28 protein-coding genes and 1 riboswitch are annotated in these 26,300 nt (G+C 41.7%); of the genes, 7 read left to right on the top strand and 21 right to left on the bottom strand.

Annotated elements, in window-relative coordinates:
• Positions 1–11: 11 nt before the first annotated feature.
• Both CSV73_RS04025 and CSV73_RS16430 read right to left on the bottom strand, forming a co-directional pair.
• A complete protein-coding gene (locus CSV73_RS04025) occupies positions 12–344 on the bottom strand; it encodes a hypothetical protein (protein ID WP_085132045.1) in 333 nt (110 codons plus the stop codon).
• A gap of 167 nt (positions 345–511) precedes the next feature.
• Positions 512–682, bottom strand: a complete 171-nt coding sequence (locus tag CSV73_RS16430) for a hypothetical protein (protein WP_157111238.1) — start codon at positions 680–682, stop codon at positions 512–514.
• A gap of 178 nt (positions 683–860) precedes the next feature.
• Here CSV73_RS16430 and CSV73_RS04020 point away from each other — a divergent pair, with 178 nt between their 5' ends.
• Positions 861–1,262: a thiol-disulfide oxidoreductase DCC family protein gene (locus CSV73_RS04020; RefSeq protein ID WP_085132046.1), complete on the top strand. Its 402-nt coding sequence runs from the start codon at positions 861–863 to the stop codon at positions 1,260–1,262.
• 112 nt (positions 1,263–1,374) lie between these two features.
• Here CSV73_RS04020 and CSV73_RS04015 read toward each other — a convergent pair whose 3' ends face one another.
• From CSV73_RS04015 to CSV73_RS03990, 6 genes are all read right to left on the bottom strand, one after another.
• Positions 1,375–1,731, bottom strand: a complete 357-nt coding sequence (locus CSV73_RS04015; protein ID WP_085133592.1) for a DUF779 domain-containing protein — start codon at positions 1,729–1,731, stop codon at positions 1,375–1,377.
• Positions 1,732–1,773: 42 nt separating this feature from the next.
• Positions 1,774–3,315 (bottom strand): aldehyde dehydrogenase, encoded by a 1,542-nt coding sequence (gene adh / locus CSV73_RS04010; protein WP_085132047.1) that lies wholly within the window; start codon positions 3,313–3,315, stop codon positions 1,774–1,776.
• 405 nt (positions 3,316–3,720) lie between these two features.
• Positions 3,721–4,875, bottom strand: a complete 1,155-nt coding sequence (locus tag CSV73_RS04005) for a Ger(x)C family spore germination protein (protein WP_099626712.1) — start codon at positions 4,873–4,875, stop codon at positions 3,721–3,723.
• Positions 4,872–6,326 (bottom strand): spore germination protein, encoded by a 1,455-nt coding sequence (locus CSV73_RS04000; protein ID WP_099626711.1) that lies wholly within the window; start codon positions 6,324–6,326, stop codon positions 4,872–4,874. The genes CSV73_RS04005 and CSV73_RS04000 overlap by 4 nt, the downstream gene beginning before the upstream one ends.
• A gap of 27 nt (positions 6,327–6,353) precedes the next feature.
• Positions 6,354–7,448 (bottom strand): GerAB/ArcD/ProY family transporter, encoded by a 1,095-nt coding sequence (locus CSV73_RS03995; protein WP_099626710.1) that lies wholly within the window; start codon positions 7,446–7,448, stop codon positions 6,354–6,356.
• Between the two features lie 111 nt (positions 7,449–7,559).
• A complete protein-coding gene (locus tag CSV73_RS03990; RefSeq protein WP_085132051.1) occupies positions 7,560–8,756 on the bottom strand; it encodes a DUF3238 domain-containing protein in 1,197 nt (398 codons plus the stop codon).
• Positions 8,757–8,948: 192 nt separating this feature from the next.
• Positions 8,949–9,051: riboswitch (TPP riboswitch) on the top strand.
• A gap of 62 nt (positions 9,052–9,113) precedes the next feature.
• Here CSV73_RS03990 and thiM point away from each other — a divergent pair.
• Genes thiM through thiW form a run of 4 tightly spaced genes read left to right on the top strand, consistent with a single transcriptional unit; the run spans position 9,114 to position 11,878 of the window.
• Positions 9,114–9,884, top strand: a complete 771-nt coding sequence (gene thiM / locus CSV73_RS03985; protein ID WP_099626709.1) for a hydroxyethylthiazole kinase — start codon at positions 9,114–9,116, stop codon at positions 9,882–9,884.
• Between the two features lie 19 nt (positions 9,885–9,903).
• On the top strand, positions 9,904–10,719 hold the full coding sequence (gene thiD, locus CSV73_RS03980) for a bifunctional hydroxymethylpyrimidine kinase/phosphomethylpyrimidine kinase (protein WP_099626708.1): 816 nt from the start codon (positions 9,904–9,906) through the stop codon (positions 10,717–10,719).
• Complete coding sequence (gene thiE, locus CSV73_RS03975) at positions 10,719–11,378, top strand: thiamine phosphate synthase (RefSeq protein WP_085132054.1); 660 nt, start codon at positions 10,719–10,721, stop codon at positions 11,376–11,378. The genes thiD and thiE overlap by 1 nt, the downstream gene beginning before the upstream one ends.
• Positions 11,379–11,389: 11 nt before the next feature.
• On the top strand, positions 11,390–11,878 hold the full coding sequence (thiW, locus tag CSV73_RS03970) for an energy coupling factor transporter S component ThiW (RefSeq protein WP_085132055.1): 489 nt from the start codon (positions 11,390–11,392) through the stop codon (positions 11,876–11,878).
• 165 nt (positions 11,879–12,043) lie between these two features.
• Here thiW and CSV73_RS03965 read toward each other — a convergent pair whose 3' ends face one another.
• From CSV73_RS03965 to desA, 4 genes are all read right to left on the bottom strand, one after another.
• Entirely contained in the window at positions 12,044–13,348 is a 1,305-nt protein-coding gene (locus CSV73_RS03965; RefSeq protein ID WP_099626707.1) for a D-serine ammonia-lyase, read from the bottom strand.
• 43 nt (positions 13,349–13,391) lie between these two features.
• The gene (locus CSV73_RS03960) at positions 13,392–14,003 is read right to left on the bottom strand and encodes a response regulator transcription factor (protein ID WP_085132057.1); all 612 of its coding nucleotides are present in this window, start codon (positions 14,001–14,003) and stop codon (positions 13,392–13,394) included.
• Between the two features lie 3 nt (positions 14,004–14,006).
• Entirely contained in the window at positions 14,007–15,134 is a 1,128-nt protein-coding gene (locus CSV73_RS03955; RefSeq protein ID WP_085132058.1) for a sensor histidine kinase, read from the bottom strand.
• A 116-nt stretch (positions 15,135–15,250) separates the two neighbouring features.
• Positions 15,251–16,297 (bottom strand): Delta(5) desaturase DesA, encoded by a 1,047-nt coding sequence (desA, locus tag CSV73_RS03950; protein ID WP_085132059.1) that lies wholly within the window; start codon positions 16,295–16,297, stop codon positions 15,251–15,253.
• A gap of 305 nt (positions 16,298–16,602) precedes the next feature.
• Here desA and CSV73_RS03945 point away from each other — a divergent pair, with 305 nt between their 5' ends.
• Together CSV73_RS03945 and mscL are read left to right on the top strand one after the other, a co-directional pair.
• Positions 16,603–17,244 (top strand): phosphatase PAP2 family protein, encoded by a 642-nt coding sequence (locus tag CSV73_RS03945; RefSeq protein ID WP_158232277.1) that lies wholly within the window; start codon positions 16,603–16,605, stop codon positions 17,242–17,244.
• 45 nt (positions 17,245–17,289) lie between these two features.
• A complete protein-coding gene (mscL, locus tag CSV73_RS03940; RefSeq protein WP_099626705.1) occupies positions 17,290–17,688 on the top strand; it encodes a large conductance mechanosensitive channel protein MscL in 399 nt (132 codons plus the stop codon).
• Between the two features lie 457 nt (positions 17,689–18,145).
• Here the strand turns inward: mscL and CSV73_RS03935 are convergent, their stop codons facing one another.
• The 9 genes from CSV73_RS03935 to trpD form a co-directional block, all read right to left on the bottom strand.
• Complete coding sequence (locus tag CSV73_RS03935) at positions 18,146–18,625, bottom strand: acyl-CoA thioesterase (protein WP_085132062.1); 480 nt, start codon at positions 18,623–18,625, stop codon at positions 18,146–18,148.
• A 90-nt stretch (positions 18,626–18,715) separates the two neighbouring features.
• Positions 18,716–19,600: a C40 family peptidase gene (locus CSV73_RS03930; RefSeq protein ID WP_158232276.1), complete on the bottom strand. Its 885-nt coding sequence runs from the start codon at positions 19,598–19,600 to the stop codon at positions 18,716–18,718.
• A complete protein-coding gene (locus CSV73_RS03925; RefSeq protein ID WP_099626703.1) occupies positions 19,593–20,702 on the bottom strand; it encodes a mandelate racemase/muconate lactonizing enzyme family protein in 1,110 nt (369 codons plus the stop codon). The genes CSV73_RS03930 and CSV73_RS03925 overlap by 8 nt, the downstream gene beginning before the upstream one ends.
• Positions 20,703–21,632: a S66 peptidase family protein gene (locus CSV73_RS03920; protein WP_085133593.1), complete on the bottom strand. Its 930-nt coding sequence runs from the start codon at positions 21,630–21,632 to the stop codon at positions 20,703–20,705.
• 250 nt (positions 21,633–21,882) lie between these two features.
• Positions 21,883–22,677 (bottom strand): tryptophan synthase subunit alpha, encoded by a 795-nt coding sequence (gene trpA / locus CSV73_RS03915; protein ID WP_085132065.1) that lies wholly within the window; start codon positions 22,675–22,677, stop codon positions 21,883–21,885.
• Entirely contained in the window at positions 22,674–23,864 is a 1,191-nt protein-coding gene (gene trpB, locus CSV73_RS03910) for a tryptophan synthase subunit beta (protein WP_085132066.1), read from the bottom strand. Before trpB ends, trpA begins: the two co-directional genes overlap by 4 nt.
• Positions 23,848–24,480 (bottom strand): phosphoribosylanthranilate isomerase, encoded by a 633-nt coding sequence (locus CSV73_RS03905; protein WP_099626702.1) that lies wholly within the window; start codon positions 24,478–24,480, stop codon positions 23,848–23,850. The genes trpB and CSV73_RS03905 overlap by 17 nt, the downstream gene beginning before the upstream one ends.
• Positions 24,477–25,265, bottom strand: coding sequence for an indole-3-glycerol phosphate synthase TrpC (gene trpC / locus CSV73_RS03900; protein WP_085132068.1), 789 nt, complete (start codon positions 25,263–25,265; stop codon positions 24,477–24,479). Before trpC ends, CSV73_RS03905 begins: the two co-directional genes overlap by 4 nt.
• Entirely contained in the window at positions 25,262–26,293 is a 1,032-nt protein-coding gene (gene trpD / locus CSV73_RS03895; protein ID WP_369802568.1) for an anthranilate phosphoribosyltransferase, read from the bottom strand. Before trpD ends, trpC begins: the two co-directional genes overlap by 4 nt.
• Between the last annotated feature and the right edge of the window lie 7 nt (positions 26,294–26,300).

Genomic DNA, 26,300 nt, shown 5'->3' with positions numbered 1-26,300 from the left:
TTAAAAAATGATTAGCGGCATCTTCTGCGGCGGTGACAACCTTCGCCACCCCACATACCTCCATATCCCGGCCCTCTTCCTGGCATGATAGTAGAGCCCATAACATTTTCAGTAGTTTCTGTATAGTAGTGCTGTGGCACACCGACTACGTGGTGTCGATTCACATTCACGATCGGATGAATAAATGGCATTTCCTGTTTAGTGAAGCAATCGTTAAAGCGATATTGCGGTGGGCAAAAAACGGGTTGAAAACCTTGCTGACCATGCATACCTTGATGATGCTGATGGTGTCCCCATCCCTGCTGACCATGTCCGCCTGACATTCCACAATGTCCTTGATTCATTTCTCCACCTCCTTATACCTTATTACATGCGAGCTAACACATTTGTTACGGGCTACCGCCATAGTATAGTGAAAAATAAATAGCAATGACCTTTATCATTAGAGATAAAAGTCATTGCTATTTTGTTAATAAGCTATTTATAACTCACAGCTTCTCCGTATAGAAGGCTACTCATAACCTAGACTATTTTCTATTGATTCTGGTTTCTTCACAATAAATTTACACCCGTTTAATGCGCTATGGACCGGAGCACCTTCACCTACCATATTCTCAGAGTGTAAAAAGTCAGAGTCGCGACGCAACGCCAGCTCAGCTGGATGAATGTATTGGCGTTTCATACCTGTCCACTCCTTCTTTTTTATATGATATGATGCACAAGACAAATCGATCCTAATCATCTTCTCTTATATACTAACCACAAAGTAATTCACTCTATCCAGTTTAATGAGCATGAGTGAAGTTAAAACTATGTGGGTATAGTACGATATCATCTATTTTTAAAGGAGAGAATATAATATGAAACGAAATAGAATTATACTATTTGATGGCGAATGTAACTTCTGTGATGCAAGCGTTCAATTTATTATTAAACGTGATCCATACAAACACTTTTCATTCGCTTCGTTACAAGATGATGTAGGTAGAAAACTTCGTAAGGACTATCAAATTCCTGACAACGTTGATAGCTTAGTATTGATCGAAAATGGGAAAGCTTATACAAAGTCAGGCGCAGCCTTGCGTATCGCAAAAAAACTGGATGGTTTATGGCACTTGGCATTTCTATTCGTAGTCATCCCACCAGCAATCCGCGATATCGTCTACGACTATGTTGCAACAAACCGATATAAATGGTTCGGTAAAAAAGAATTATCCTGCATGTTGCCTTCACCTGAGGACCGTCAACGTTTTATGGCATGAAGTGTTTAATCATTATAAAGCCCTGATGCAGTAAATAAAAAAACTGAAAACAAACTCCCATTTTTTGAGAGTTGCTTCCAGTCCTAGCCTTCCTATTGCATGGAAGGCTTTTTTATGAAGTAAATTCCTTATATTCCTCGTCGGTAAAAGCACGAGATCTAGTTAAGAAACGTTTCCCTTCCACTCCTTCGAGCGAAAACATTCCCCCACGTCCGTCGACTACATCAATAATCAGTTGCGTATGTTTCCAATACTCAAACTGGCTTTTCATCATATAGAATGGCATACCTCCAATATGACCAAGCAAGATATCCTGATTACCTACAATCAAATCTCCGTCTTCGTAACACATCGGAGAAGATCCATCACAGCAACCGCCAGACTGATGGAACATCAAAGGACCGTGCTTATCTTTTAACAATTTTATAAGAACCAACGCTTTTTCTGTTGCGATTACTCGATCTGGCATAGGATTTCCTCCATTCACTTTGAATCCTCCAGATAGATTCGATTAAAAGAATCCTAGTTTACTTTCGTCGTAACTAACGAGCATGTTCTTCGTCTGCTGATAATGTGCCAGCATTTGCAAGTGATTTTCACGTCCGATCCCTGAAGCTTTATAGCCACCAAATGCAGAGTGTGCCGGATACGCATGATAACAGTTCGTCCATACGCGTCCTGCCTGAATTCCGCGACCGAAGCGGTACGCCGTATTCATATCACGCGTCCATACACCTGAACCTAGTCCATATAATGTGTCGTTCGCAATTTCTAACGCTTCTTCTTTATCTTTGAATGTTGTAACCGCTACTACGGGACCGAAAATCTCTTCTTGGAAGATCCTCATTTTATTATGCCCTTTAAATACAGTCGGCTTCACATAATACCCCTCTGCAAGATCCCCTTCGAGTTTGTTCTGCTCTCCACCCGTCAGACATTCTGCGCCTTCTTGTTTTCCGATATCCAAGTAGGAAAGAATTTTTTCCAGTTGTTCAGTAGATGCCTGAGCACCCATCATGACTGTTGGATCCAATGGATTACCCGTCTTGATCGCTTTAACACGCTCAAGTGCACGTTCCATAAACTTGTCGTAAATGGATTCCTGAATTAGCGCTCGGGACGGACATGTACAGACCTCCCCTTGATTCAAGGCGAACATAACAAAACCTTCGACTGCTTTGTCAAGGAACGCATCATCTTTCGCCATTACATCTTCAAAGAAAATGTTCGGGGATTTCCCGCCCAGTTCTAATGTGACCGGAATCAAGTTTTGAGAAGCGTACTGCATGATCAGACGACCTGTTGTCGTCTCGCCAGTAAAAGCGATTTTATTAATTCTAGGATTGGACGCTAGGGGTTTTCCGGCTTCCAGTCCAAAACCGTTGACGACGTTTAAAACACCTGCTGGTAGTAAATCTTCGATTAATTCTACCAATACCAAAATAGACGCTGGTGTTTGCTCAGCTGGTTTTAACACGATACAGTTTCCTGCCGCCAATGCCGGGGCAAGTTTCCATACTGCCATTAGAATCGGGAAGTTCCAAGGAATAATCTGACCCACGACTCCTAATGGCTCATGGAAATGGTAGGCTACTGTGTCGTTATCAATTTGACTGACTCCGCCTTCTTGTGCACGAATTGCAGAAGCAAAGTATCTGAAATGATCTACTGCAAGTGGAAGATCGGCATTCAACGTTTCACGGACAGCTTTTCCGTTATCCCATGTTTCAGCTACAGCCAGCATTTCCAAATTCTCTTCAATACGATCTGCTATCTTCAGTAATATATTCGAACGTTCAGTGACTGATGTTTTTCCCCATGCATCTTTCGCCGCATGAGCAGCATCCAGAGCCAGTTCAATGTCTTCTTCCGTAGATCTCGCCACCTGGGTAAATACCTTACCTGTAACTGGTGTTGGATTATCGAAATACTGGCCTTTTACTGGTGCCGTCCACTTACCACCAATAAAATTATCATAGCGTTCCTTGAACTGAACTTTTGAACCTTCTGTATTCGGATTTGCATAAACTAGATTTTCTGAAGCTTGTACCATACTGCGTCACACTCCCTGTTCTCTCATTTTTCTATTAGTCTAGTGCAATCATTTTTGCACACAGAGCTACTATACGAATCTCTATAGAACTTTATGCAAATTGAATGCGCTTACATGTAGTATCTTTTATAATAGCGGAAGATTCCATTTCTTTCAACTAAATACTTTTCACTTTAAATATACGGTAGAAGTTTCGCCAATTACACTGGCTGGAACTAACTTATTTACTATTCATAATCCAACTATGCGATAAAAAAATTCAATGTAGAATATTTTCATTCTATACTTTCGAAAGAAAAGAGTATAGATGCCAAGATTGATTTATAAAGCTCAATCGCTATCCACTCACATAGTGCAGGTCAGACAAATAGAAATCGCTTATTCCATTAGTTGTGTTGTCATTCTTTATCGTTCAATCGTCTCTTTATATGATTTTCTATCTGAGGAAAGCTTTGTAACACGCACCTTCAAGTTTCGAATAGAATCCTCGGTCAACTCCAATTTACCTTCCTTATGATGCTTCTTCCACTCTTTAACGTTTTTTCTATATAGTTTCTCTGAAAGATGATAAATATCAACGTCTATTGTTAAAGCATCCTCATACGTTTCCTTAATTTCACTTTCCACCACTTTTTCTATCTCTTTCCGAATTCGATCTGTCGTAATATCTTTTCCCATTTCACTGACAGTTGCCGACAAATCGACATTAATATCAAACTTCACTTCTCCCTTTCCAGTAATCGGCTTGATTTTCACCTTCACCTTATCAATGATCATCGTAAAATAATTTCCTCCGTCCAATTTAAAGGTAACTTGGCCCCTTTTCGTATTATTTGACATCCATTGTATTCCTCGGGCTTTGTCACCTGAGATAAATCCCTTGAAGCTGGTAGGGGTGATTACACCCACCCCTGACAAAACCGGTGCTTTAATAGGCTCCTGCATAGACTTCCAATTTTCCTCCACTGAAATTAATGGAATCATCGCTTCATGGCCAGGCTCATCCAGTCCGATTAGTAACTGTCGAATATTTAGTGGCTGAATGAAAGATTCTTGTTCATAGGAGTTCTTGGGATCACCAAGCTTAGACAATGTGATTGATTTATTAAGAACGGGTCTTAATAAAAGAACATCTTGCACGGGATCTTTCGTGGTGTACAGCCAAATTTGATATCTTGTTTCCTTATAGCGAATAAAACTATCAATAACCGGACTTAATTTCCCTTTAACCATCACGTCTTCTGATGCAACAATATAAGAAAGATGACCCCAAAACAATTTTTGATCTACTGAATGATATAATTCAAAAAGCGCTTCATCCATTGTATTGCCTGTGGCATGTCCAACTTCCGCTTGCACGGCTCCGATATCAATGGGTTGCTCGCTATTTGCTGTATTAGCAAAACTGACAAGTTGCACATACACTTCGTATTTTCCATCCTTAAAATCCACACCGACTCCATTGATATAAAGCATTCTTTCGGGCTCATTAGAATCCACACAGCCAGAAAGGACTGCTGAAAGGATTGCCAAAACTAGCGTAAGTATACGTGCAGTCATTTTCCACCTTCTTTGTTCCGTGTTTTATCCTTGGGACTTAGCATATTCGGACGCTTTTTATATTGTTTGGGATATAAACGCAAAAGCGACTTCTGTATGGTCTCCCAGCTTAAATCCGTCGCAATATTCATGTAAGGCACCCCGAATGTTCGAATACTAGCTAAGTATAGAACGGTAAAATAGAGCGCCATAAATAATCCAAACAGTCCAAAAAAGGACGTTAAGATAATGAAAAATATACGTAGTATACTCACGGATCCCACCAACGATTGGTTAACCAACGTAAATGTCGAAATCGTTGAAGCCGCTATAACGACAATCATAGCGGGACTTGTAATTCCTGCCCGAATGGCGGCATCTCCAATAATTAACCCACCCACAACGCCAATCGTTCCTCCAAGTGCAATTGGAAGACGTAAGCCTGCCTCACGAAATAATTCAAACATGAGTAGCATGAGTAGCATTTCAAGTGTTGTAGGCAACGGCAGTCCCGTATTAGCTTTCACGACTGTCGCTAATAATAGAAGGGGCAATTGATCTTGATGAAATGTTGTTAATGCGAGCCAAAGTGCCGGTAAAGTTATACCTATCGACAAACCAAAAATACGCAATATCCGTTCCAACGAACTATAAATAGCTATATTCTCATTATCATCACTTGTTTTAACAAGTAAAAACAGGTTTATGGGCAAAATTACAGCATAGGCCGCCCCATCAACAAAAATGAGAAATCTACCTCTTGCTAGTGATTGAATCGCATTATCGGGTCGACCTGTATAGTTAGTTCTTGGGAAGAGTACGCCCTTAATATCCATACTCTCCATCAGTAAGTCCGGGCTGAATACGATATCCATATCAACTTTTTTTATCTGGTTTTTTATACTATTTAACGTCTCTTTACTAGCGATATCGTCAAAATATAGAAGAGCTACTGTCGTTTTAGTTCGCTTCCCCAATTCAAATTTTTCCACACTCAATGAACTCGTTGGTAAACGCTTCCGGATTAGCGCGATATTGACCGAAACATCTTCAATAAAATTATCCCTAGGCCCTTTAACCGGTGCTTCTAATTTTGTCTCTTCGGGATTTCGGTTTGGTTTTTTTGCAATATTACTTGAAAAGAGAAGACCAAACTCCTCAAAATATAGAAGCAAATTTCCGGTGTATACGAGTGTACCCGCTTCATTAATGTCTTCCACTCTTTTTAAATCCGGAATGTGTAATTGTGCTACAATGGCTTCTTCTGTCGTTACATCCTTCAAATGATTCATCATAAGCTGAACACGTTGAACAATGACTTCATTCAGTAATTGCTGATCGATCATGGCATTACATGTAATGAATACTACTGGACGTTCATTGAACGTGTACGATTGAAACTGAACATCCGCGGACTTTAGAAACAATTGTTTCATGGAATTTATATCTATTTCCTTTTCATCCGACTTCATGGTTCTTCACCATTTTCTGTATAGATTTTATGTTCTGACTTTTCTAGATGGTTTTCTTGAAATCAAAGCAATAACGACTAAAAAGAAAGATAGAAAGAGCATGAAGAATAAAGTGATGATCAATACATAATCTCCTTTAATGGTATGAAAAAGACGATCATCCAAAAGAGACAACGACAACGTCATAAAGAAAAAAGCGGGGGCAAGTATTTTCCAAATACGCTGTTTGTCTCCTGTCATATTTAACAAGTCCGCTGCTATGAATAAAAGAAGCCCCACTCTTATGAATGCACCTGACAACCATTGATAAATTGAAGCAAAATCAAAATGCTCGATAAACCGCCCAACCGATCCCAGTCCCCATTCTTCATAGGCGGGAAATCTTTGTTTTGTCGCTTCGGTTGGACCAAACTCCGTTATGGCTCCAATGGTAGGACCCATGGTCAAACCCATTAAAATGAAAAGCATAATAGCGAAATGATACCACCGCATCCGATCTTTGACTCGTTGTTGTATGAACAAGAACAACAAAATCTCGACAAATCCGGATGCTGCAAACATCGCGGTAGTGAGTACAGGTTGAAATCCATGTTCCAAAAAAGGTTGAAGCAACTCATAATTTTTCACTTGCATATTCGTAAATGCAATAAAAAAACCTAAAATAACGATCCAAAATAAAATAAGTACATTAACCATCGCAATCGTTTGTAAGTTTGTGGTGACAAGTAGGATACATAAAATGGTGTAAACGATTACCAACGGCAGCATAGGCGTTTCTGGCAGAAAAGTTGACACCATCCAAAATAATGTCTCACCCATTGTAAATGCGGCCATAATAATTAAAAAGAAAGCCGTTACGTACCGGAATATGGCTGTAGCGACTTTCCCGATGTTCGTCTCCAACCACTTTGTTAACGGTTGTTGATTTGATTTTTTATGGATGTAAAGTACGAGAAAAAGCCAAGGAAAGATTGCAATAGTTGCCACTAGAATAGATATCCATCCATCCCTTCCCGCCCCTTTCACCAATGACGGGATAATAGTCACATGATTTTTCAAACCAATTATTGTCATCGACAGGAAAATAACATGCAAGACACTTATAGAACCGGTTTTTTTCATACGAAAACCCTCTAACGTTTTTATATCATTTAGCTTTGACAATAATAGATAAAATTATACTTACTAGACGATAGAATAGAGGGGATGGATGATACTATTTTCTCAACTGCATTAATTACATGTGGTATAACGCCAATAATTATCTCCCAACACACCTGACAAATACGCTAATCCTTCACTTTCAGTACGATGGACGGAACGCCAGTCCTCTCCGTCAAGCGCTAAATAAATTTCATGATGAGGTGCATCATTATGATAGCCAACCAGGTCAATGTTCCCTTCCTGATCCACATGAGCTTTCACTTCATAATGAATTGGCGGTGAAGTGGTTAATGGATTGCCTACGTCATGATTGATTGTAAAATGAACTTCTGTCGATTTCCCTTCCAACCGATCAATGTCTATACCATCTACAGACGCATGGTCATGACGCTTATACCGTTTCATCGTATTCAAGCCGATTGATGGTCCCGTGGCTTTCGTAAATTGCAATGTACTGTCTCCCCCGATAAACTCTCCTTCTATATCCACACGGGTACGGAAGCTTTTCCCTTCTGGATTAAAGTCCCGATCATCTCCTGTAAAGTATGGTATCGGTGAAAAGAGATTCGGATTCTTTATAATATCTTCCTTTAAAAATGTCGTATAACGGAACTTCCACTGTTCCACTTCTTTTGTCTTTTTCCTGTCAGCTACCGGTTTTAGTAATTGATTCCGCTGCTTTACCCGTACAGAAAAAGTGTAGATTTCTTCTGTCGGTTTATTCTCAAGATTTCGAGGCATAATCACTTCATACACTTTTGATGCGATCGATTTACTGACATTCATTTTCTGATTGCTGTCAATCAATGGACGCGTTGCCGCGACACTATATACTACCGACTCAGAAAGACTTGTCTCACGATCAATAAAACGATTATCAGTAATTGTCTCGATGTATTGTCCGTTGCGGTAAATATCAAACTTCTCTACGTCCTTAATCCACTCCCATGACAGTGCAATTTGTGATGGGGCGACAATCGTTGTAATGACTAAGCGTTGTAAAGGATGTTCATCTTCCTGTACTTCTGTTAGGGCGGACGTCTGGATAACAATCACATCTTGAACCCGTCCTTCCTCCACTCGTTCCACTGTATATTGAAAAGGATGTGACGGGTCTAATTCACCATCCGTAAACTTTGGAGCCGTTCCTTCATATACTTGCCTGTCATTTTTATAAACACGATAATAACCACCTGTGTCACTCCATGTGAATGATATATCATCCAATGAATGAACCATCTGTTGAATTTCAAATAATTTCTCCATTTGCGATCTGCTCCCTTTTATCTATTTCATCTGAAACAGTTATACGCCTTCAGATAATTATGTAACATTCAGCATATCGTTATACCTCTTTGTCTATGCGGAATCGCTCATTTCCAAATACTTAGACCTTCTAATCCCAGTATTATTTCAACCTTTTTCATGTATATGATATAATTAGCCTGTCTGATACATAGCCACCACTAGGGGTGCCTTCTTTTCGGCTGAGATGCGATTACGCAAACCCTTTGAACCTGATCTAGCACATACTAGAGGAGGGAAGTGGGTAGTTTTCATACCCAATTGCCCATCTACGCATGGGTTTTTTGTATATATACCTTTAAAGGGAGGAAAAGAAACATGCAGCTTATTCAAGAACTTCGTCAAAGGCAACCGCTCGTTCATTGCATTACAAATTTTGTAGTCGCGAATTTCCAAGCAAATGGTTTACTTGCAATAGGCGCTTCTCCCGTTATGGCGGATGCAGTAGAAGAAGCAGAAGATATCGCTAGAATTGCCTCTTGCAGCATTTTAAATATTGGCACATTGAAGCAACAAACAGTAGATGCAATGATTTTGGCAGGAAACAGTGCCCGCGCAGTAGGAAAACCCGTCGTACTAGACCCTGTGGGTGCAGGCGCCACAGCTTTTCGTAAAGCTAGCGTCCTGAAAGTACTGAACGAAGTAGACGTCACACTGATCCGTTGTAATGCAGGGGAACTTGCTGCAATTGCAGATGTTCCATGGGCCGCCAAGGGTGTTGACGCAGGTGAAGGTTCTGCCGACATCAAAGGTATAGCGACAATGACTGCTCGCAAGTATAACTGTCTGGTTGCAGTATCAGGCGAAGTGGATATTGTCACGGATGGTGATTCCACATTATCCATTACAGGCGGTCACCCCATGATGACTACCATTACAGGTACGGGGTGTTTACTTAGTTCTATCACGGGTGCTTTTCTCTCTATAGGAATGGAGCATCCCTTGGAAGCCGTAGCAGATGCACTTTCATTTTATAAACGGGCTGGTGAACAGACAGCAAAAATTTCACGTGGTCCTGGCGACTTTGCTGTGAACTTCCTAAATACATTACATACATTGGATAGCGAATCGAAAACATTTTCAACCTAATAGACAGGAGGTTTTTCAATTGACAGTACAAGTAGCATTGACCATTGCCGGTTCGGATAGCGGAGGTGGCGCAGGAATTCAAGCCGACTTAAAAACGTTCCAGGAACTAGGTGTATTTGGCACTTCTGCTATAACCGCGGTGACTGCTCAGAACACACACGGTGTTCACGGTGTTTATCCAATACAAACAGAAGGAGTAATAGCACAAATACGTGCAGTACTTGATGATTTTGATGTAAAAGCATGTAAAACCGGGATGCTGTTTTCTGCAGAAATTATTACTGAAGTAGCTACGCTATTAAAAGAATACCCTTCGTTTCCATTAGTCATTGACCCTGTCATGATTGCAAAGGGAGGACAAACTTTATTGCAACAACAGGCGATTCAAGCATTAAAAGAGCATTTGTTGCCACTGGCCACCATTGTGACTCCGAATATTCCTGAAGCGGAAGTACTGACCGGAATGAAAATACGAACAGATGAAGACATTCAGCAAGCCGCAGCTGCTTTTATCCAAATGGGAGCGAAAGCCGTCGTTATGAAAGGCGGCCACCGTAATGATGTGTTGGACGCAAAGGATTATTACGCGGACGAAGAAGGTCAGTCATTCACTGTAACTACACCTTGGATCCAAACTAAAGACACACATGGAACCGGATGCACATTTGCAGCGGCGTTGACAAGTTTTCTAGCTAAAGGCTATTCCATGACGGATGCAGTTGCCGAAGCGAAGCAATTCATACAAGCCGCGATTGAAAATGGCTTGAAGATCGGTTCAGGCCATGGACCGACAAATCATTGGGCATATGGTGATCTAAAAAAGGAGATACACTGATGTCAAATATAGGATTGAAGAAAGCATTAGGTTTATATTTTGTAATGGGCACACCAAACTCAGGGAATCAAGATCCATTAGCAATAGTGGAAGCAGCTCTTCGCGGGGGTGTCACATGTTTTCAGTTGCGTGAAAAAGGATTACATGCCCTCGAAGGCGAAGCTTTGCTCGGTTTTGCCAGAAAGTGTCAGGCGCTATGCAGATTGTATCGCGTTCCTTTCATCATCAATGACGATGTGGATCTTGCATTGGCAATTAATGCGGACGGGGTTCATGTAGGACAAGATGATGAACGGGCAGACAGCGTGCGTCAGCGAATTGGTCCGGATAAATGGCTTGGGGTTTCGACTCACAATGCACAAGAAGTACAAATTGCACAATCCATTGGTGCGGATTATGTAGGACTGGGGCCTATCTATCCGACGTCAACCAAACTTGATGCTTCGGCAGTTGTCGGTACCACTTTAGTAGAAGAAATTCATACTACTTTCCCTGATATGCCGATAGTCGCTATAGGCGGAATTACGCTGGCTACAACCAGCTCTATTATCCAAGCCGGAGCAGATGGTGTAGCCGTTGTTTCTGCGATCGCATCGGCTAAAGATCCACAGTATGCAGCAAGTGATTTAGCAAAAACAATACACTCCTTGTTGGAATGAATGGGGTTCGTATGAATACACGTAGAATGATTTTCATGACAATGTTTGTAGCCATCGCAGTTGCCGGCTCTGCATTCGTTTCATTCCCTGCTGGTATCGCCAGAGCATATCCCATACAGCATGCTGTGAATGTCGTAGTGGCGATTATAATGGGGCCTGGAGCTGCCGTGATGGTAGCGTTTATGACAGGACTCGTACGTTTATTGACAGGGACAGGTTCACTGCTCGCGTTTCCAGGCGGAATGATCGGTGCACTTTTAGCTGGCGTACTCTATCAGCGTTTCAAAAGAAATTGGAGTGCGGGTATTGGAGAAATTATTGGAACCGGTTTGATAGCACCATTGTTTGCGGTGCCTTATGCCAAAATTTTGATGGGCACTACCGTCACTGCCTTCTTCTTTCTACCCCCTTTTCTTGTATCGACAGTGAGTGGTACAATTATCGGCCTATTATTGGCTCCACGACTGTTGAAATTGAAGATTTTTAAAGATTTGCAGTAACACCAAGATGTAAGTCAAAATGGTGGGGATCAGTGATGAGATCCAATTTGCGTTCCAGCACGTTGATCAACATCTCCCCTCTACCAAATCAAATAGTCTAAACAAAAGATCCGCAGAGAATAATCTCTGCGGATCTTTTGTCGATTTCCCGGGAAATAGAGTGTGTTATTTCCCCGTATGATTATAATATCTCTTCATTTCGTCTGCAGGCACCATATTTCCGCCCGTTCCCCATACAAGGTGCGTTGTGTTTTTGAAGTCTGCTGACGGTAATTTAGACTGTATAACTTGTACAGGCCCTATCATACCAGCAAGTGCTGAAGGTTCTAACCAGATGTCTTCACTATCCGCCAGCTTTTTCAGGAGCGTGAACAATGTCTGATCTTCTACCGTATAGCATCCTGTGAGGAATGGTTCCATCGTTTTTCCGACAAATGCGGACGCTGTACCGACTGCTAAACCATCAGCTGCAGTTTTATTGTCCAGGCCAAAATCTGCAACTGAGACTTGGTCGTGCATTCCTGTCATCATTCCAATCATCATACACGGCGAGTGTGTTGGTTCAGCAAAAAGGCAATGCACATGATCGCCTAATGCCAATTTTAATCCGAATGCCACGCCACCTGGTCCTCCGCCTACACCGCATGGTAAATAGACGAATAGCGGGTGTGCTTCATCGACAATAATATTTTGCTCTTTCAATTGTGCTGCAACACGTTCTCCTGCCACTGCATACCCCATGAATAAATCGATCGAGTTTTCATCGTCCACAAAGTGACAAGACGGGTCAGCCTCTGCCTGACGTCGGCCTTCTTCTACCGCTTTACTGTAATCATCGATATACTCAACCACATGAACACCTTTTGAGCGCAATAAATCCTTTTTCCACTGTTTGGCATCGGCTGACATATGCACCGTTACATGGAAGCCAAGTTTTGCACTCATAATACCAATACTCAATCCCAGATTCCCTGTCGAGCCTACTGCGATTTTGTGCTTCGCAAACAACTCACGGAATACCGGTGTATCAAATTGGCTGTAGTCTTTTGTAGAATCGAGCAACTGACTATTGATCGCAAGCGTCTCTGCATGCTTCAAAACTTCATAAATACCACCACGCGCTTTGATTGACCCTGAAATTGGCAACGCATTATCCTGCTTTAATAAAAGCTTTCCCGGGATCTGGATAGCGTACGCTGTTTCAAGTTCTCGCTTCATCTTTGGAATTGGGGTTAATGGAGATTCAATGACACCTTTATCCGTATCGGGAAAGGCTTTCGCCAAATAGGGAGCAAATCGTTCTAGGCGATCGCTAGCATCTACTATATCAACTTTTGATAAATGCGTCTTCAACAGGCCCGCCGCTACCCATTCGACAGAAGGGTTACACCATAACACTTCCTTCTGCTCTACTACGCTTTGTAATAAGGGTAGCTTTTCAAGCCATTCACTTTGCGTCTTCTTATTCACTTACCAATCACTCCTCGGTTATAAATGTATGTCCACACAAATTTCACTCGAACCAGCCTTTTTCATTGAATAACGTAATCGCCTCAATACGATTACGCACTCCGAGTTTATCCAGTATTGTGGAGACATAATTACGAACAGTACCGGGTGATAAAAACAGTTCAGCCGCAATCTGTTTCGTTGTCTTCCCTTCGGACACTAACTTAAGTACTTGGACTTCCCGCTCAGTCAGCGGATTCTTCTCTTCTTCTTTCATATCAAATGCCATGTCGATTAATTCTGGTGCATAAATGCGGCGTCCTTCAATAATAGAATGAATCGATTTCACCAGTTCTTCGATCGGATTGTCTTTCAGTAAATATCCACGAACTCCTGCGTTCCGCGCTCGTTCAAAATAACCTGCTCTAGCAAATGTCGTCAGAATAATAATTTGACAGTCCATATCTTGTAGTTCTTCTGCTGCATCCAAGCCAGTTTTAATCGGCATTTCAATATCCATTATACAAATATCAGGCTGAAGACTTTTCACCAAATCTACAGCTTCCTGACCATTTTTAGCCTTACCTACTACTTCCATATCTTCTTCCAGGTTCAACAACGACCCTAATGCACCGAGCAGCATTCCTTGGTCTTCTGCAATTACAATGCGGATCATACGTTACCCCTCCTTTATTTGCTTTAAGACAGCAGGTACCATGATTTTCAGTTGAGTTCCATTGTCACTTTTGATCGAAAGTTTACCGTTGACGAACTCTAATCGTTCCTTCATGCCATCGAGTCCATTCCCCGGTAAATTCACGCCGTTTTGCGCAATACTAATTCCATTGTCGTTTATTCTAATTACGAATGCCTTTTCTGTCTGTTCAAATATAATACAACATCGCTTTGCATAGCTGTGTCTCACTACGTTATTGATTGCTTCTTTCAAACACATTACAAGTACGTTTTCTACAATGGGTGAAACGTCGGGGAAATTTGGATTACCTTCTATATCGACTTCGATTTCAGCGGCTTTCAGCATTTGTTGGACGCGCACTAGCTCATCTTTAAGTTTCACACGCCGCATACCACTAACAAGAACTCGTACTTCTTTCAATGCTGTACTAGAAATTTGACGTATATCTTGAATCTCTGCTTTTGCTGACTCGATATCTCGATCCATCAATCGAGATGCCAAGTCACTCTTTAAACCAATCATGGATAACTTTTGTCCAAGCGTATCATGGAGATCACGAGCAATACGCTCACGCTCTTGAATGATCATCAATTCTGATATCCGTTCCCTTGCAATCTCCAACTGATCTTGGAGTAAATCTCGTTTTTGACGGTTGTATAAATTGAATGGCAATAATACTACACCGATAACCGTGATAATAACAAAGTGTATTTGTGGCAAAAATAATTCAATTTCCAGAAAGAACCCTGCAACGATTGCCCCTATTAAAATAGCAATATGTAATCCATAAATAATAAAAAAGCCGACTGGTCGTCTAATATTTCCAATTGAGAAAGCAATGAATAATGACAGGTACACGTAGCCAAATAACAATGTCATTACGACCGTAATGACAATTTCAAAGCTGATCCACATATACATAAGACCATTTTTTGACTTGGCGGAAAAATAATATGATAGAAAAAATAACACTAGTAATATAATACCTATTGTTAAATTAAAGGGAGATGCACTTCGTAAAATAAAAAAGAAAGGCAATATACAAAATACAACCCAAGCATAAATACTTAGCCATGGGCTTTTCGGGAAAACACTATACCAGCTATACATCAGTTCTCATCGCCATCCTTTTCGTTTCATTGTAACAAATAATTTCTCTACTCGCTTCTTAAAGATATAAGGACAAAATAAAAAGGCGAAGAAGGATTGCTCCTTCTCTCGCCATTTTATGATAAGCGTGTACGTTTTGGTTTTAAATCAATCGACAACTTATCTTTTAGTGAATATTGTTTTGCTTCTTTGAATGTAATGAATTTTTTATGGTTTGGATCATACAAGCGATAACGTAATGATTCAAAACTAGTCTTCAATGTAATGGTTGTAGCTTTTTGTAATGGCGGAGTCAATTCATGCGCCATTTCCAAGTTATAGTTTGGTACTCGCGGTGCCAAGTGGTGTACGTGGTGGAATCCGATATTGCCTGTTGCCCACTGAAGAGCACGGGGCAATTGATAATAAGAACTTCCCTCAACTGCTGCTTTCACGTAATCCCAGTCAGATTCCTCTTCAAAATAAGAATCTTCGAATGTATGTTGGATGTAGAACAACCAAATACCAAGAGCACCAGCCGTGAACATCATAGTACCTTGAATTAGCAAGAATGCTTTCCAGCCAATAGCTACAATTAATACTGTATATACTGCAGCTAAAATGATGTTGATCAAATACGTGTTCATACGCTCTTTCTTACGCGCGTCTTTACGGTTAAAACGACCTGAGATTAGCACCAAATATAAAGGTCCAAATCCAAATAAGACAATAGGGTTACGGTAGACACGGTAGCTGAAACGCTCAAACTTAGAAGCATTTTTGTACTCTTCAACAGTCATGACCCAGATATCTCCAACACCGCGTTTATCTAGATTGGAACTAGTTGCGTGGTGAATCGAATGTTCTCTTTTCCATTTTTCATATGGGAATAATGTCAACACGCCAGTGATTGTTCCTACAATGCTATTCGCTTTTTTATTGCGGAAGAATGAACCGTGCGTGCAGTCATGGAAGATGATGAATGTGCGAACTACAAAAAACGCTGCAACGATTGACAACGCAACCGTTAATATGACAGATATACTTAGACTTTGGTATGCCAAGAACCATAAGATAAATATTGGTGGAATTGTATTGATCATTTGAACGATACTCTTTTTCAAATCAGACTTCGCGAAAGGTGCGACGTCTTTATGCAGTTGCTTTGTTTGCTCTTTACTCATGTTTGACTTTCCCTCCTATTGGGTTTGCTAGTACATTAAGAATAACTTGTTTACAGCAGGAGAGGTAGACATAGATGTCATGACTTTGAGATGACAATTGTCATATGTTTTGAGACTGACATAATAATACACGATACATGTGTTAGGTTGTTGCATAACTTAGTAGTGTAAACTTCAGTTGAGAAGTATCAGCTTCTTACTCCCCGCATAACATACCGATATTTATCCTCAAATACTTCTACCTTTCGCTGTACATTTTTTTTATAATCGTTCAGAATATACAACTATAGAAAGGAATGTATACTGTGCGTGAATTATCAATTCGTTTATTATCCGTTTGGATTATTTGTATTTTATTTACCGGATTTTTTGCCTATATTGCTCGATCTATTCACTTGCAAACGATCTCTAGTTTTGATGAACCTATAATCGACTTTGTGCAAAGCGCAGAAGCCCCGGGGCTGACGTCTATTATGAAATTTTTTACTACCATCGGTTCTACTACATCCGTTACTCTGCTGGGCATACTGACACTTGGAGTGTTGTTATGGAAGAAATATCGTGCTCAAGCAGTATTATTCACTATAGTACTGATTGGGACAGGCATTCTAAACCAAGTACTCAAACTCATCTTCAAACGGGCACGTCCTGATTTTAATCGTCTGATCGACATTGGCGGCTATAGCTTCCCTAGCGGACACACGATGATGGCATTCAGCCTCTATACGGTACTCGCTTATATCATATGGAGAAATTTAAAAACTACAGGAAGCCGAATTTCAATCGTAATTGTCGCGATTTTTATGATTGTGATGATTGCGGTCAGTAGAATTTATTTAGGGGTTCATTTCCCAAGCGATATAGTGGGGGGAATACTGGCTAGTTCAGTATGGTTGTTCACATCAATTGCGATATATCAGAGATTCCAGAGAAAAAAGGGTAAATAAATTTGATGAATGAAATGTAATGTTTGTAAAAAGGAATGACTATCTATGTGGAAAGAGTTTAAGGAATTTGCTTTTAAAGGAAATATTTTTGATTTGGCTATCGGAGTAGTCATCGGCGCAGCATTCAGTACTATTGTTTCTTCGCTGGTAGAACATATTATATCTCCGATTATTGGGATATTATCGGGCGGCTTAAATTTCTCAAATTTAAGTTTTGAATATCGTGACGCTGAAATTATGTATGGGAAATTCATCGAAGCTGTCATTAATTTCTTAATTGTAGCAGGCTCTTTATTCCTCTTTCTTCGTCTGCTTATTAAGCTAAAGATTAAAAGAGAAGACCCTGTTGAGGAAAAACCTCAAGAGAAATCACTGGATGCAAAAGAGGAATTACTGACTGAGATCCGCGATTTATTGAAAAGCGAACGACAAAATAATTGCTAGTTATTCATTTGATCCGACAGCTGACACAGTTGTCATGTAAAGTCCATTGCAACGCGCCTGACAAGGTGTTACAATGATAGGCAGGATACTGATCAAAGGAGTGGATATTCATGTGGTTCGTCTATATCATGTATGCATTGTTTGCATTTATTCTTGGTGGAACAGTACTTGGACTAGTCCGTACGTTTAGCAGTAATAACTAATACAACATAACAGCAGTGAATGAGGGGCTATAGCCTATTCATCCACTGCTGTTTTTATTTACACTAAAGTCACTGACGAAATTAAGAAATCATCTATGTGCTCGCATCCAGTTCACACTTTTCGTGAAACGAATAAGATTTTCTGATATATTTTCACTCATCGTCGTATCCAATCCTTTAAAGAATGATAGAGGATTACTTTACATAAAAAGCGCAAGGCAGAAACGAGAAACCCGTCTCTCCTTGCGCTACTATTAATGTTTCATCAATCTACGCTGTTTACGAAGTTCACGTCGTGCAGGGGCAGTATCAAAAAGACGTTTTTCCATTTCTGTTTCGGGATACACTCCCACCACCGGTATCGGACGATTTGTGTCATCTACCGCAACCATTGTACAGAATGATTCCGTCGTCAACTTCACTTCACCTGTTACCAAGTTTTTGGAATGAACTGAAATAAAGACTTCCATAGATGTTCGACCAACAGAAGTGACTACCGCTTCAAGTTCGATGACATCGCCAAGCAGGGCTGGAGAAACAAAATCGACAGAGTCGATCGAAGCGGTAATCGCAGCTCTAGTCCCCGCATGTTTCATAGCTGAAATAGCTGCAATCTCATCGATATATGAGAGGACTTTCCCTCCAAAGATGGATTCAATATGGTTCGTGTCCGGTGGTAAGACTAGCTTACTTTGGATCGTTCTTGACTCGCTCATAGGTTTTCGTTCAGACATTACGACAACTCCCTTTTTAGTACGTTCATTTAAGTATACATAAAAGAAGGGAGTTGACGCCAATATTCGCTAAATGTATTGCCTATTCGATTAGATAATTCTACGTACACTACACACATGATCGGCATAAACGGAATTTCTCAGCTCAATTTGTTCAATTAATTTCCCAGTTGAAGGTGCATGAAGTATCTTTCCGTTACCTACGTACATGGCTACATGATGAATATACTTCTTTTCATTCTTAAAAAAGATTAAATCACCTTTTTGCCAATCCGCAGAGTCGAGCGAGATCGGCCTACCCTCTTCCGCCTGATCTACTGCATCACGTGGCAAACAAATGCCACACGCTTTCCATATAGTACGGACGAATCCTGAGCAATCAAAACCCCAGGCAGACATGCCGCCCCATAAATACGGCAAGCCAATGAACCGTCTTCCTACAGTAAGCGGACGGTGAATAGATTCTTCTCCCACACGCTCGACATCAGATGCATTTAGCAGTTTCCAACCATGCGGTGTCCAGACACGTATCTTCTTGCCGCGCCTTTCTACAAAAGGAAAAATTGTATTAAAAGAAACACGTAAAAAGAATGTGCCGGATTCATCAAATAGTGCTGCTTTTGGATTCATCACTCTGACAAACTCTTCTGTCTGTATTCGTTTCTTCATGGAAAGCTGAACAAGTGGTACCCACCCCGGATAGCCTCGTGAATTCTTGCTAGTTGGCTGGGAGATCGCAATGATGCGCGCCCAGTCACCAACTACTTCTTCGACAATCACAGATTCACCATATAATAATTGCGTCTGAATTCGGTTTTTGTCACTCAGCGCTAGACGTTCTTCATAGGATAACTGGGAAAGCCATCTATCGATTTGCACGGGATGGTCCAAGGCAGGAAGATCGGCCACACGGGGAGAATCAGGGTCAGTCCATACCGTCGCAACGCTGACCGCACACATCCATTTCTCATTCACACGCATGCTCCTTTACCCATTGAATCATCCGTTTTGAATCAAAACCTAGTCCTGACTCTTTGCTAAACTCCATATGCGATCCTTGATAGAACACGCCGCCAGCAGAAAACCCCTCTGATAATAACAGGGGCGCGTCTAAATCTACTCGTGTTATATTGGGGTGACTCGCTGCTATATGGGCAGCTGCCGTTACCCCAATTGCTGTCTCCATCATACTTCCGATCATACACTCTACGCCATTTGCTTCAGCCATTGCATTGATTTTCAAAGCTTCTCGGATCCCTCCCGACTTCATCAATTTGATATTCAGTACATCCACTGCGCGCATCTCCAGCAACTTCTTTGCATCTCTTGCTGAAAATAATGATTCATCTGCCATGATTAGCGTGCTTGTCTGTCTTGTCACGTCTCTCAAGCCTTCTACATCATATGCGGCAACTGGCTGTTCTATTAATTCCAAATCAATTCCGTCATCTTCCAACTGGCGAATGAGGCGAATGGCTTCTTTTGGTTTCCACCCTTGATTGGCATCAAGACGAATCGTAATATCTTGGCCGACGGTTCGACGAATAGCATGAATCCTTTCTCTTTCCTGTTGAAAACTACCTGTACCGACTTTCACTTTTAGCGTATCAAAACCTTTGGCAACATGTTCTGCCGCCTCCTTGGCCATCTCAATAGGTTCCCCGACACTGACCGTCAAATCCGTTTTTAGGCTTTGCTGGTAGCCACCTAACACTTGTACTAAAGGTAACCCGCAAAGCTGTCCGAATAAATCATGTACCGCCATGTCAACCGCGGCCTTTGCACTCGTATTTCCTATAATGGCCTGTCGCATTCTTTCCATCATTACTTCTCGCTGTATGATATCTTGGCCAATCAATAGGGGCGCAAGAATAGTATCAATGACATAACGAATACCAACGATGCAATCGCCTGTTATGACATGCGTTGGCACCGCTTCTCCCCAGCCAATCCGGCCGTCATCAGTTGTTATTTTTATAATGACCGATTGTACCGTATGAACAGTTCGCAATGCCGTGATAAATGGTTTACGTAATAAAGATGACACGAGGAATGTTTCCACCGTGCGAATTTGCAATTACTCCACTCCCGGTAAGATAGTCAGCGTCTTGCTATTTGCATCCAAACGTCCTTTCACGCCAAATGGGATTGCGATATTCGGTTCACAATGGCCGATACGGAATCCTTTTACGACAGGCTGATTTAGTTTGCCGAAATACTGTTCAAACACTTCATCCATCGTGAGGGAAGCATTTGGCTTGCTCGGTGTCGCTTTGGCGAAATCACCAATCACGATACCTGCTGCTTCACGAAGCTTACCTGCTAGTCGTAATTGATTAAGCAGCCGATCTACTTTATAAGGCTCTTCACCGACATCTTCCATTACAAGCAATCGATTATTTGTCTTAATCTCAAACTCACTACCTAGACTGTTGACTAGTTGTGTCAAATTACCACCGACCACTTCGCCTTCTGCAACACCGCCTACAAGTGTTTCGAGTGGCGAGATGGCTTCCGAGTAATGAATTTCAACTGGCGTAAATAATTGTCCAAACATTTTGCCAGACATTTCATGAAACCCATCTTGTGCGACACATGATGCGAGCATCGGTCCATGGAATGTAACAAGTCCTGCTCCTTGACGAATCGCGGTATGTAGATACGTAATGTCACTGAATCCCCAAAATACCTTCGGATGGTCATGGATCAAATCGAGATCTAGTTGTTCTGCGTAACGCGCCGAGCCGTAACCGCCACCTGCACAAAGAATCCCCTTCACTTCAGGATCTTTAAACATCTCATGCAAGTCAGCAAGCCGGTCCTCATCAGTCCCTGCCAAATAACCATTTTTCTTATACACAGACTGGCCCACTTTATAGCGTAGACCCAATTGCTCCAAAAATTGAAATGAACGTTCCAATACTTCACGCTCTACAGGACTGGCAGGTGCCACAATCCCAATTACATCACCTTTTACTAAATGTGCTGGACGAATCATTCTACTCATCACCCTTTCTACGTCCTACTTTATCATATTCAAGAAACACCATCGTCATCACGAGATTTCTAAGACAATTGAAATAGACTGTGGGTAATTTTAAAGTTATCCCCTTTATGAACAGCTAATTCCCAAGTATTGTGTATACTTCATATAAAATTACTTAACTAACAGAAAAAGTTATTCACAATTTCTCTTTTGTGGATAGTTTTATAACATGAAAAAACGGACAACTGAAATGTATCAGTTGTCCGCAACATTATTGGCTATTGGTGAGTTGATTTTTCGATGCGTTAATTAATGTCCGAACCTTTTCATAATCTCCTTCATGAAGGGCCGTCACGATCGCACTTCCAACGATAACGCCGTCAGCAAGTCCGCCAAGTGTGCGAACATGTTCCGGAGTAGATATACCAAACCCAGCGAGAATAGGCACGGAACTTGCTGCCTTTAAACGCTTCAAGTGACCTTCGAGTCCTTCTGTAAATGATGAACGGACACCTGTGATACCGTTGACTGTCACTGCGTAAATGAAACCTTCTGCTGCTTTCGCAATGGCTTCAATTCGTTCAGCTGGACTCGTTAGAGAAACTAATTGAATTAACGCTACATCGCTATTCTTCAGCGCTTCTTTCAGTAAGCCACTTTCTTCAAGCGGCAGATCCGGAACGATTAAACCATAGACACCACTTGCTTCACAATCCGCTGCTATTGACTGCAAACCATAGCTAAGCACCGGATTCAAATACGTCATGATGACTAGTGGAATCTTCACTTCTTCTTTGAATGAAGCAAGTTCTTTCATAATCTTTCGTAATGTAATGCCTTCAGCTAACGCTCGCTCACCAGCTTGCTGAATCACATCGCCATCTGCTACCGGATCGGAAAATGGTATCCCTACTTCAATCGCTGTTGCACCTGCTTCTTGCAAGAATAATATAGTTTTCTTCAACGTCTGTAATCCACCATCACCCGCCATGATATAAGGTACAAACGCCTTGTCTCCCTGTTCATTACACTGCATAATCGCTTGTGTCACTAACTTTTTTGTCATGTAGATTGACCTCCTAGCGCATCACGTACTGTTTGCATGTCTTTGTCACCGCGCCCTGATAAACAGATAACGAGTAGCTCATCTTCTTGCATTTCTTTCGCTAACTGCACTGCATAATACACGGCGTGCGCACTTTCAAGGGCCGGAATAATTCCTTCTACACGCGAAAGCAATTGCACCGCTTCAAGTGCTTGTTGATCCGTAACGGAATCATATTGTACACGCTGGATATCAGCTAAATGGCAATGCTCAGGTCCTACTGCAGGATAATCGAGACCTGCAGAGATGGAGTGCGCTTCTTGAATAAATCCATCAGCATCTTGCAACACGTACATGTATGCACCGTGCAAAACGCCTTCTTGTTTACCCGCAATAGCGGCCGCATGTTTGCCTGTTGAAATACCACTACCAGCCGCCTCTACTCCGTATAACTTTACATCTTGATCTTCGACGAATGGGTGGAACATACCGATCGCGTTACTCCCCCCACCAATGCAAGCTACGACCGCATTAGGTAAACGTCCTTCGTGTTCCACAATTTGCTTACGTGTTTCATCACCGATTACTCGCTGAAAATCACGGACGATTTGCGGGAATGGATGCGGCCCTAAAGCCGATCCAAGAATATAATGTGTATCCTCTACATTCGAAACCCAATAGCGCAATGCTTCATTGACCGCATCCTTCAATGTACCTGAACCTTTATCAACGGAAACTACTTGCGTACCGAGTAGTTCCATACGAAAAACATTCAGTTCTTGACGACGGATATCTTCTTTGCCCATGAATACAACACATTCAAGACCGAGTAACGCACAAGCAGTAGCAGTTGCCACACCATGTTGACCCGCTCCTGTTTCTGCTACAATTTTCTTCTTGCCCATACGAATCGCAAGTAAGGCCTGGCCTAGAGAGTTATTAATCTTATGAGCACCTGTATGATTCAAATCTTCTCGCTTCAAATAAATTTTCGCGCCACCCGCATGCTTCGTTAAACGCTCTGCAAAAAACAAAGGCGTTTCACGACCTACAAACTCTTTTAGATAATAATCCAGTTCTTTTGAAAAGGCAGGATCTTGCTGTGCTTCATCGTAAGCAGTTTCTAACTCCTGCAAGGCGGTCATCAATGTTTCCGGCACGAACTGCCCTCCGAATTTACCGTAGCGTCCTTTAGTTTCTGTTGTCATGACGATTTCTCCTACCCTTCGCTGTATGAATGAACGTCTGAATACGTTCCGTGTCTTTTTGCTTCTCTATCTCCACTCCACTTGATACGTCAACCATATATGGGTTCACTTGTCTCAACGCTTCCTGCACATTTGCTGCATGCAGACCACCGGCTAAAATAATCTGTTCATTTGATACTCCTGCATTTTCAAGTAGTGACCAGTTGAACGTCTTACCACTACCACCTTTGTATTCAACACCTGGTGTATCGAATAAATAATAATCCACGTCATAGGTAGCAGCGAGTTTCACATCGTCTTCATTTTCGATAGCAAGTGCTTTAATAGAAGGTAACCCTACTTGTTGAATAAAAGCAGGAGTCTCATCGCCATGGTACTGGATGTAATCCAATGGTACTTCATTAAATATCTTTACTAGTTGCTCTTTCGTTTCATCAACAAAGACTCCAATTTTTAAAACAGATGGTGGAATGAGTTTTGCCAGTTTCTGCGCCTGCTCTACCGTCACTTCTCTGCGGCTTGGTGCAAATACAAAACCTATAGCATCCGCGCCTGCATCTACAGCTGCTTGTACATGTTCCGGTTTCATCAATCCGCAAATCTTTACTTTTGTCATGGACGAATCACGTGTTTTTCTACTTGCAATGCTTGTAGAGCTTCTTTTACTGAATCACTGCGCATTAACGATTCTCCGACAAGTACTGCACTCGCTCCAGCTTTTGCCGCACGTTCTGCATCCTCAGGTCCCCAGATCCCGCTTTCACTGATGAACACACGCTCTTCATCGAACGGGAACTGTGACGCGATTAGTTCTGTTTGCGCTAGGTCTACTTCGAATGTATGCAAATCCCGGTTGTTGACACCAATGATTCTCGCATCGATTGACAGTGCGCGGTGCAACTCTTCAGTGTTATGCACTTCCACTAGCACATCCAAGCCTTCTTCATTGGCATACGTATACAGACTTCCGAGTGTTTCGTCATCAAGTGCAGCCACAATCAATAAAATCACGGATGCACCTGCGCTTTTCGCTTGGTCAATCTGAATTTTATGGATCATAAAGTCTTTACATAACAATGCGATTGGCACGGCATCCGCTACTGCAGACAAGTCTTCAAATGATCCTTTGAAGAATTCCCGATCAGTCAATACTGAAATACACGCAGCACCTGCTTCATAATAAGCAGTCGCTTGTTCAACCGGATTTGCACCTTCTGCGATCAAACCTTTAGAAGGAGATGCACGTTTCATCTCAGAAATGACTTGCAGTTTTTTCGCTTTTATCAATGTCTGATAGAGTGACGGACGTGAAATCTCTCGTTCTGGAAATATTGTGTTGCTTGCTAGCAATTGATCTACTTCTATTTTCTTCTGTGCAATAATCTTATCTAAAATCGTCATTGGATAACCGCCTTTTGCCGAATCATTTCGCTGAATGCGACGACCGCATCTAATTTTTCTAACGCTTTGCCTGATAAGATACTTTCAGTAGCTACTTTCACACCTTCTTGAATGGTGGAAACTCGGCCATTTGCAAATAAACCGATTCCCGCATTCAACACCACTGTATCAAACTTTGGTCCACGTTCTCCACTTAAGATTGACCGAGTAGTTGCGGCATTTTCTACTGCGTCTCCACCTTTTATCGCTGACAACGGCGCATATTCCAGCCCTACGTCATCCGCCGTCAATGAAAATGGAATTAAATCCCCATGATCAAGAAGTACGAATTCATTTTGGCCGGCGAGAGATGCTTCATCCATTCCGCCTGCCCCACTAACCACAATTGCTCGTTCCCGTCCTAGCATCCTGAGTACTGAGGCATATTCCATGATGAAATCCGGACGGTTAATACCGGTAAATTGCGTTTCAAGTGATACAGGATTCGTCAAAGGTCCAACTAAGTTGAAGATCGTTGTTTTACCAATTTTGTTTCGTATAGCACCAATTCGTTTCATTTTTGGATGAACAGCTGGTGCGAATAAGAATGCAATTCCTTGTTGTTCCAGCAGATTCTGCATATCAGTTATCTGGAAGTCGGAATGAATGCCAAGTGCGTCCAGGACATCTTGGCTTCCTGATGCGCTGGAAATTTTACGGTTACCGTGTTTCGCAACCTGGACCCCAGCACCCGCCAACACAAATGCAGCCGTCGTACTAATATTGAATGTATTGACTCCGTCTCCACCCGTTCCGCAGTTATCTAGATAACGTGCCTCTTTAGGTGTTAGATCATTTGCATATGACTTCATAACGGCTGCCAATGCCGCTACTTCATGTGATGTTTCACCTTTTTTTGATAACGCGATCAAAAACTGTGCAATTTGATCTTCATCTGTTGCTTCATTAAACATCAGCTCAGCGGCTTCTCTCATCTCTTCATACATAAGGTGACGTTGCTTCTCTACTATGCTTAAAAACCTCTCCATACTCATC

This window comes from Sporosarcina sp. P1 (genome assembly GCF_002743155.1).
Classification (GTDB): Bacteria; Bacillota; Bacilli; order Bacillales_A; family Planococcaceae; genus Sporosarcina; species Sporosarcina ureae_B.
The sequence above is the reverse complement of the archived record's forward strand: the minus strand, read 5'-3'. Positions and strand labels throughout refer to the sequence as shown.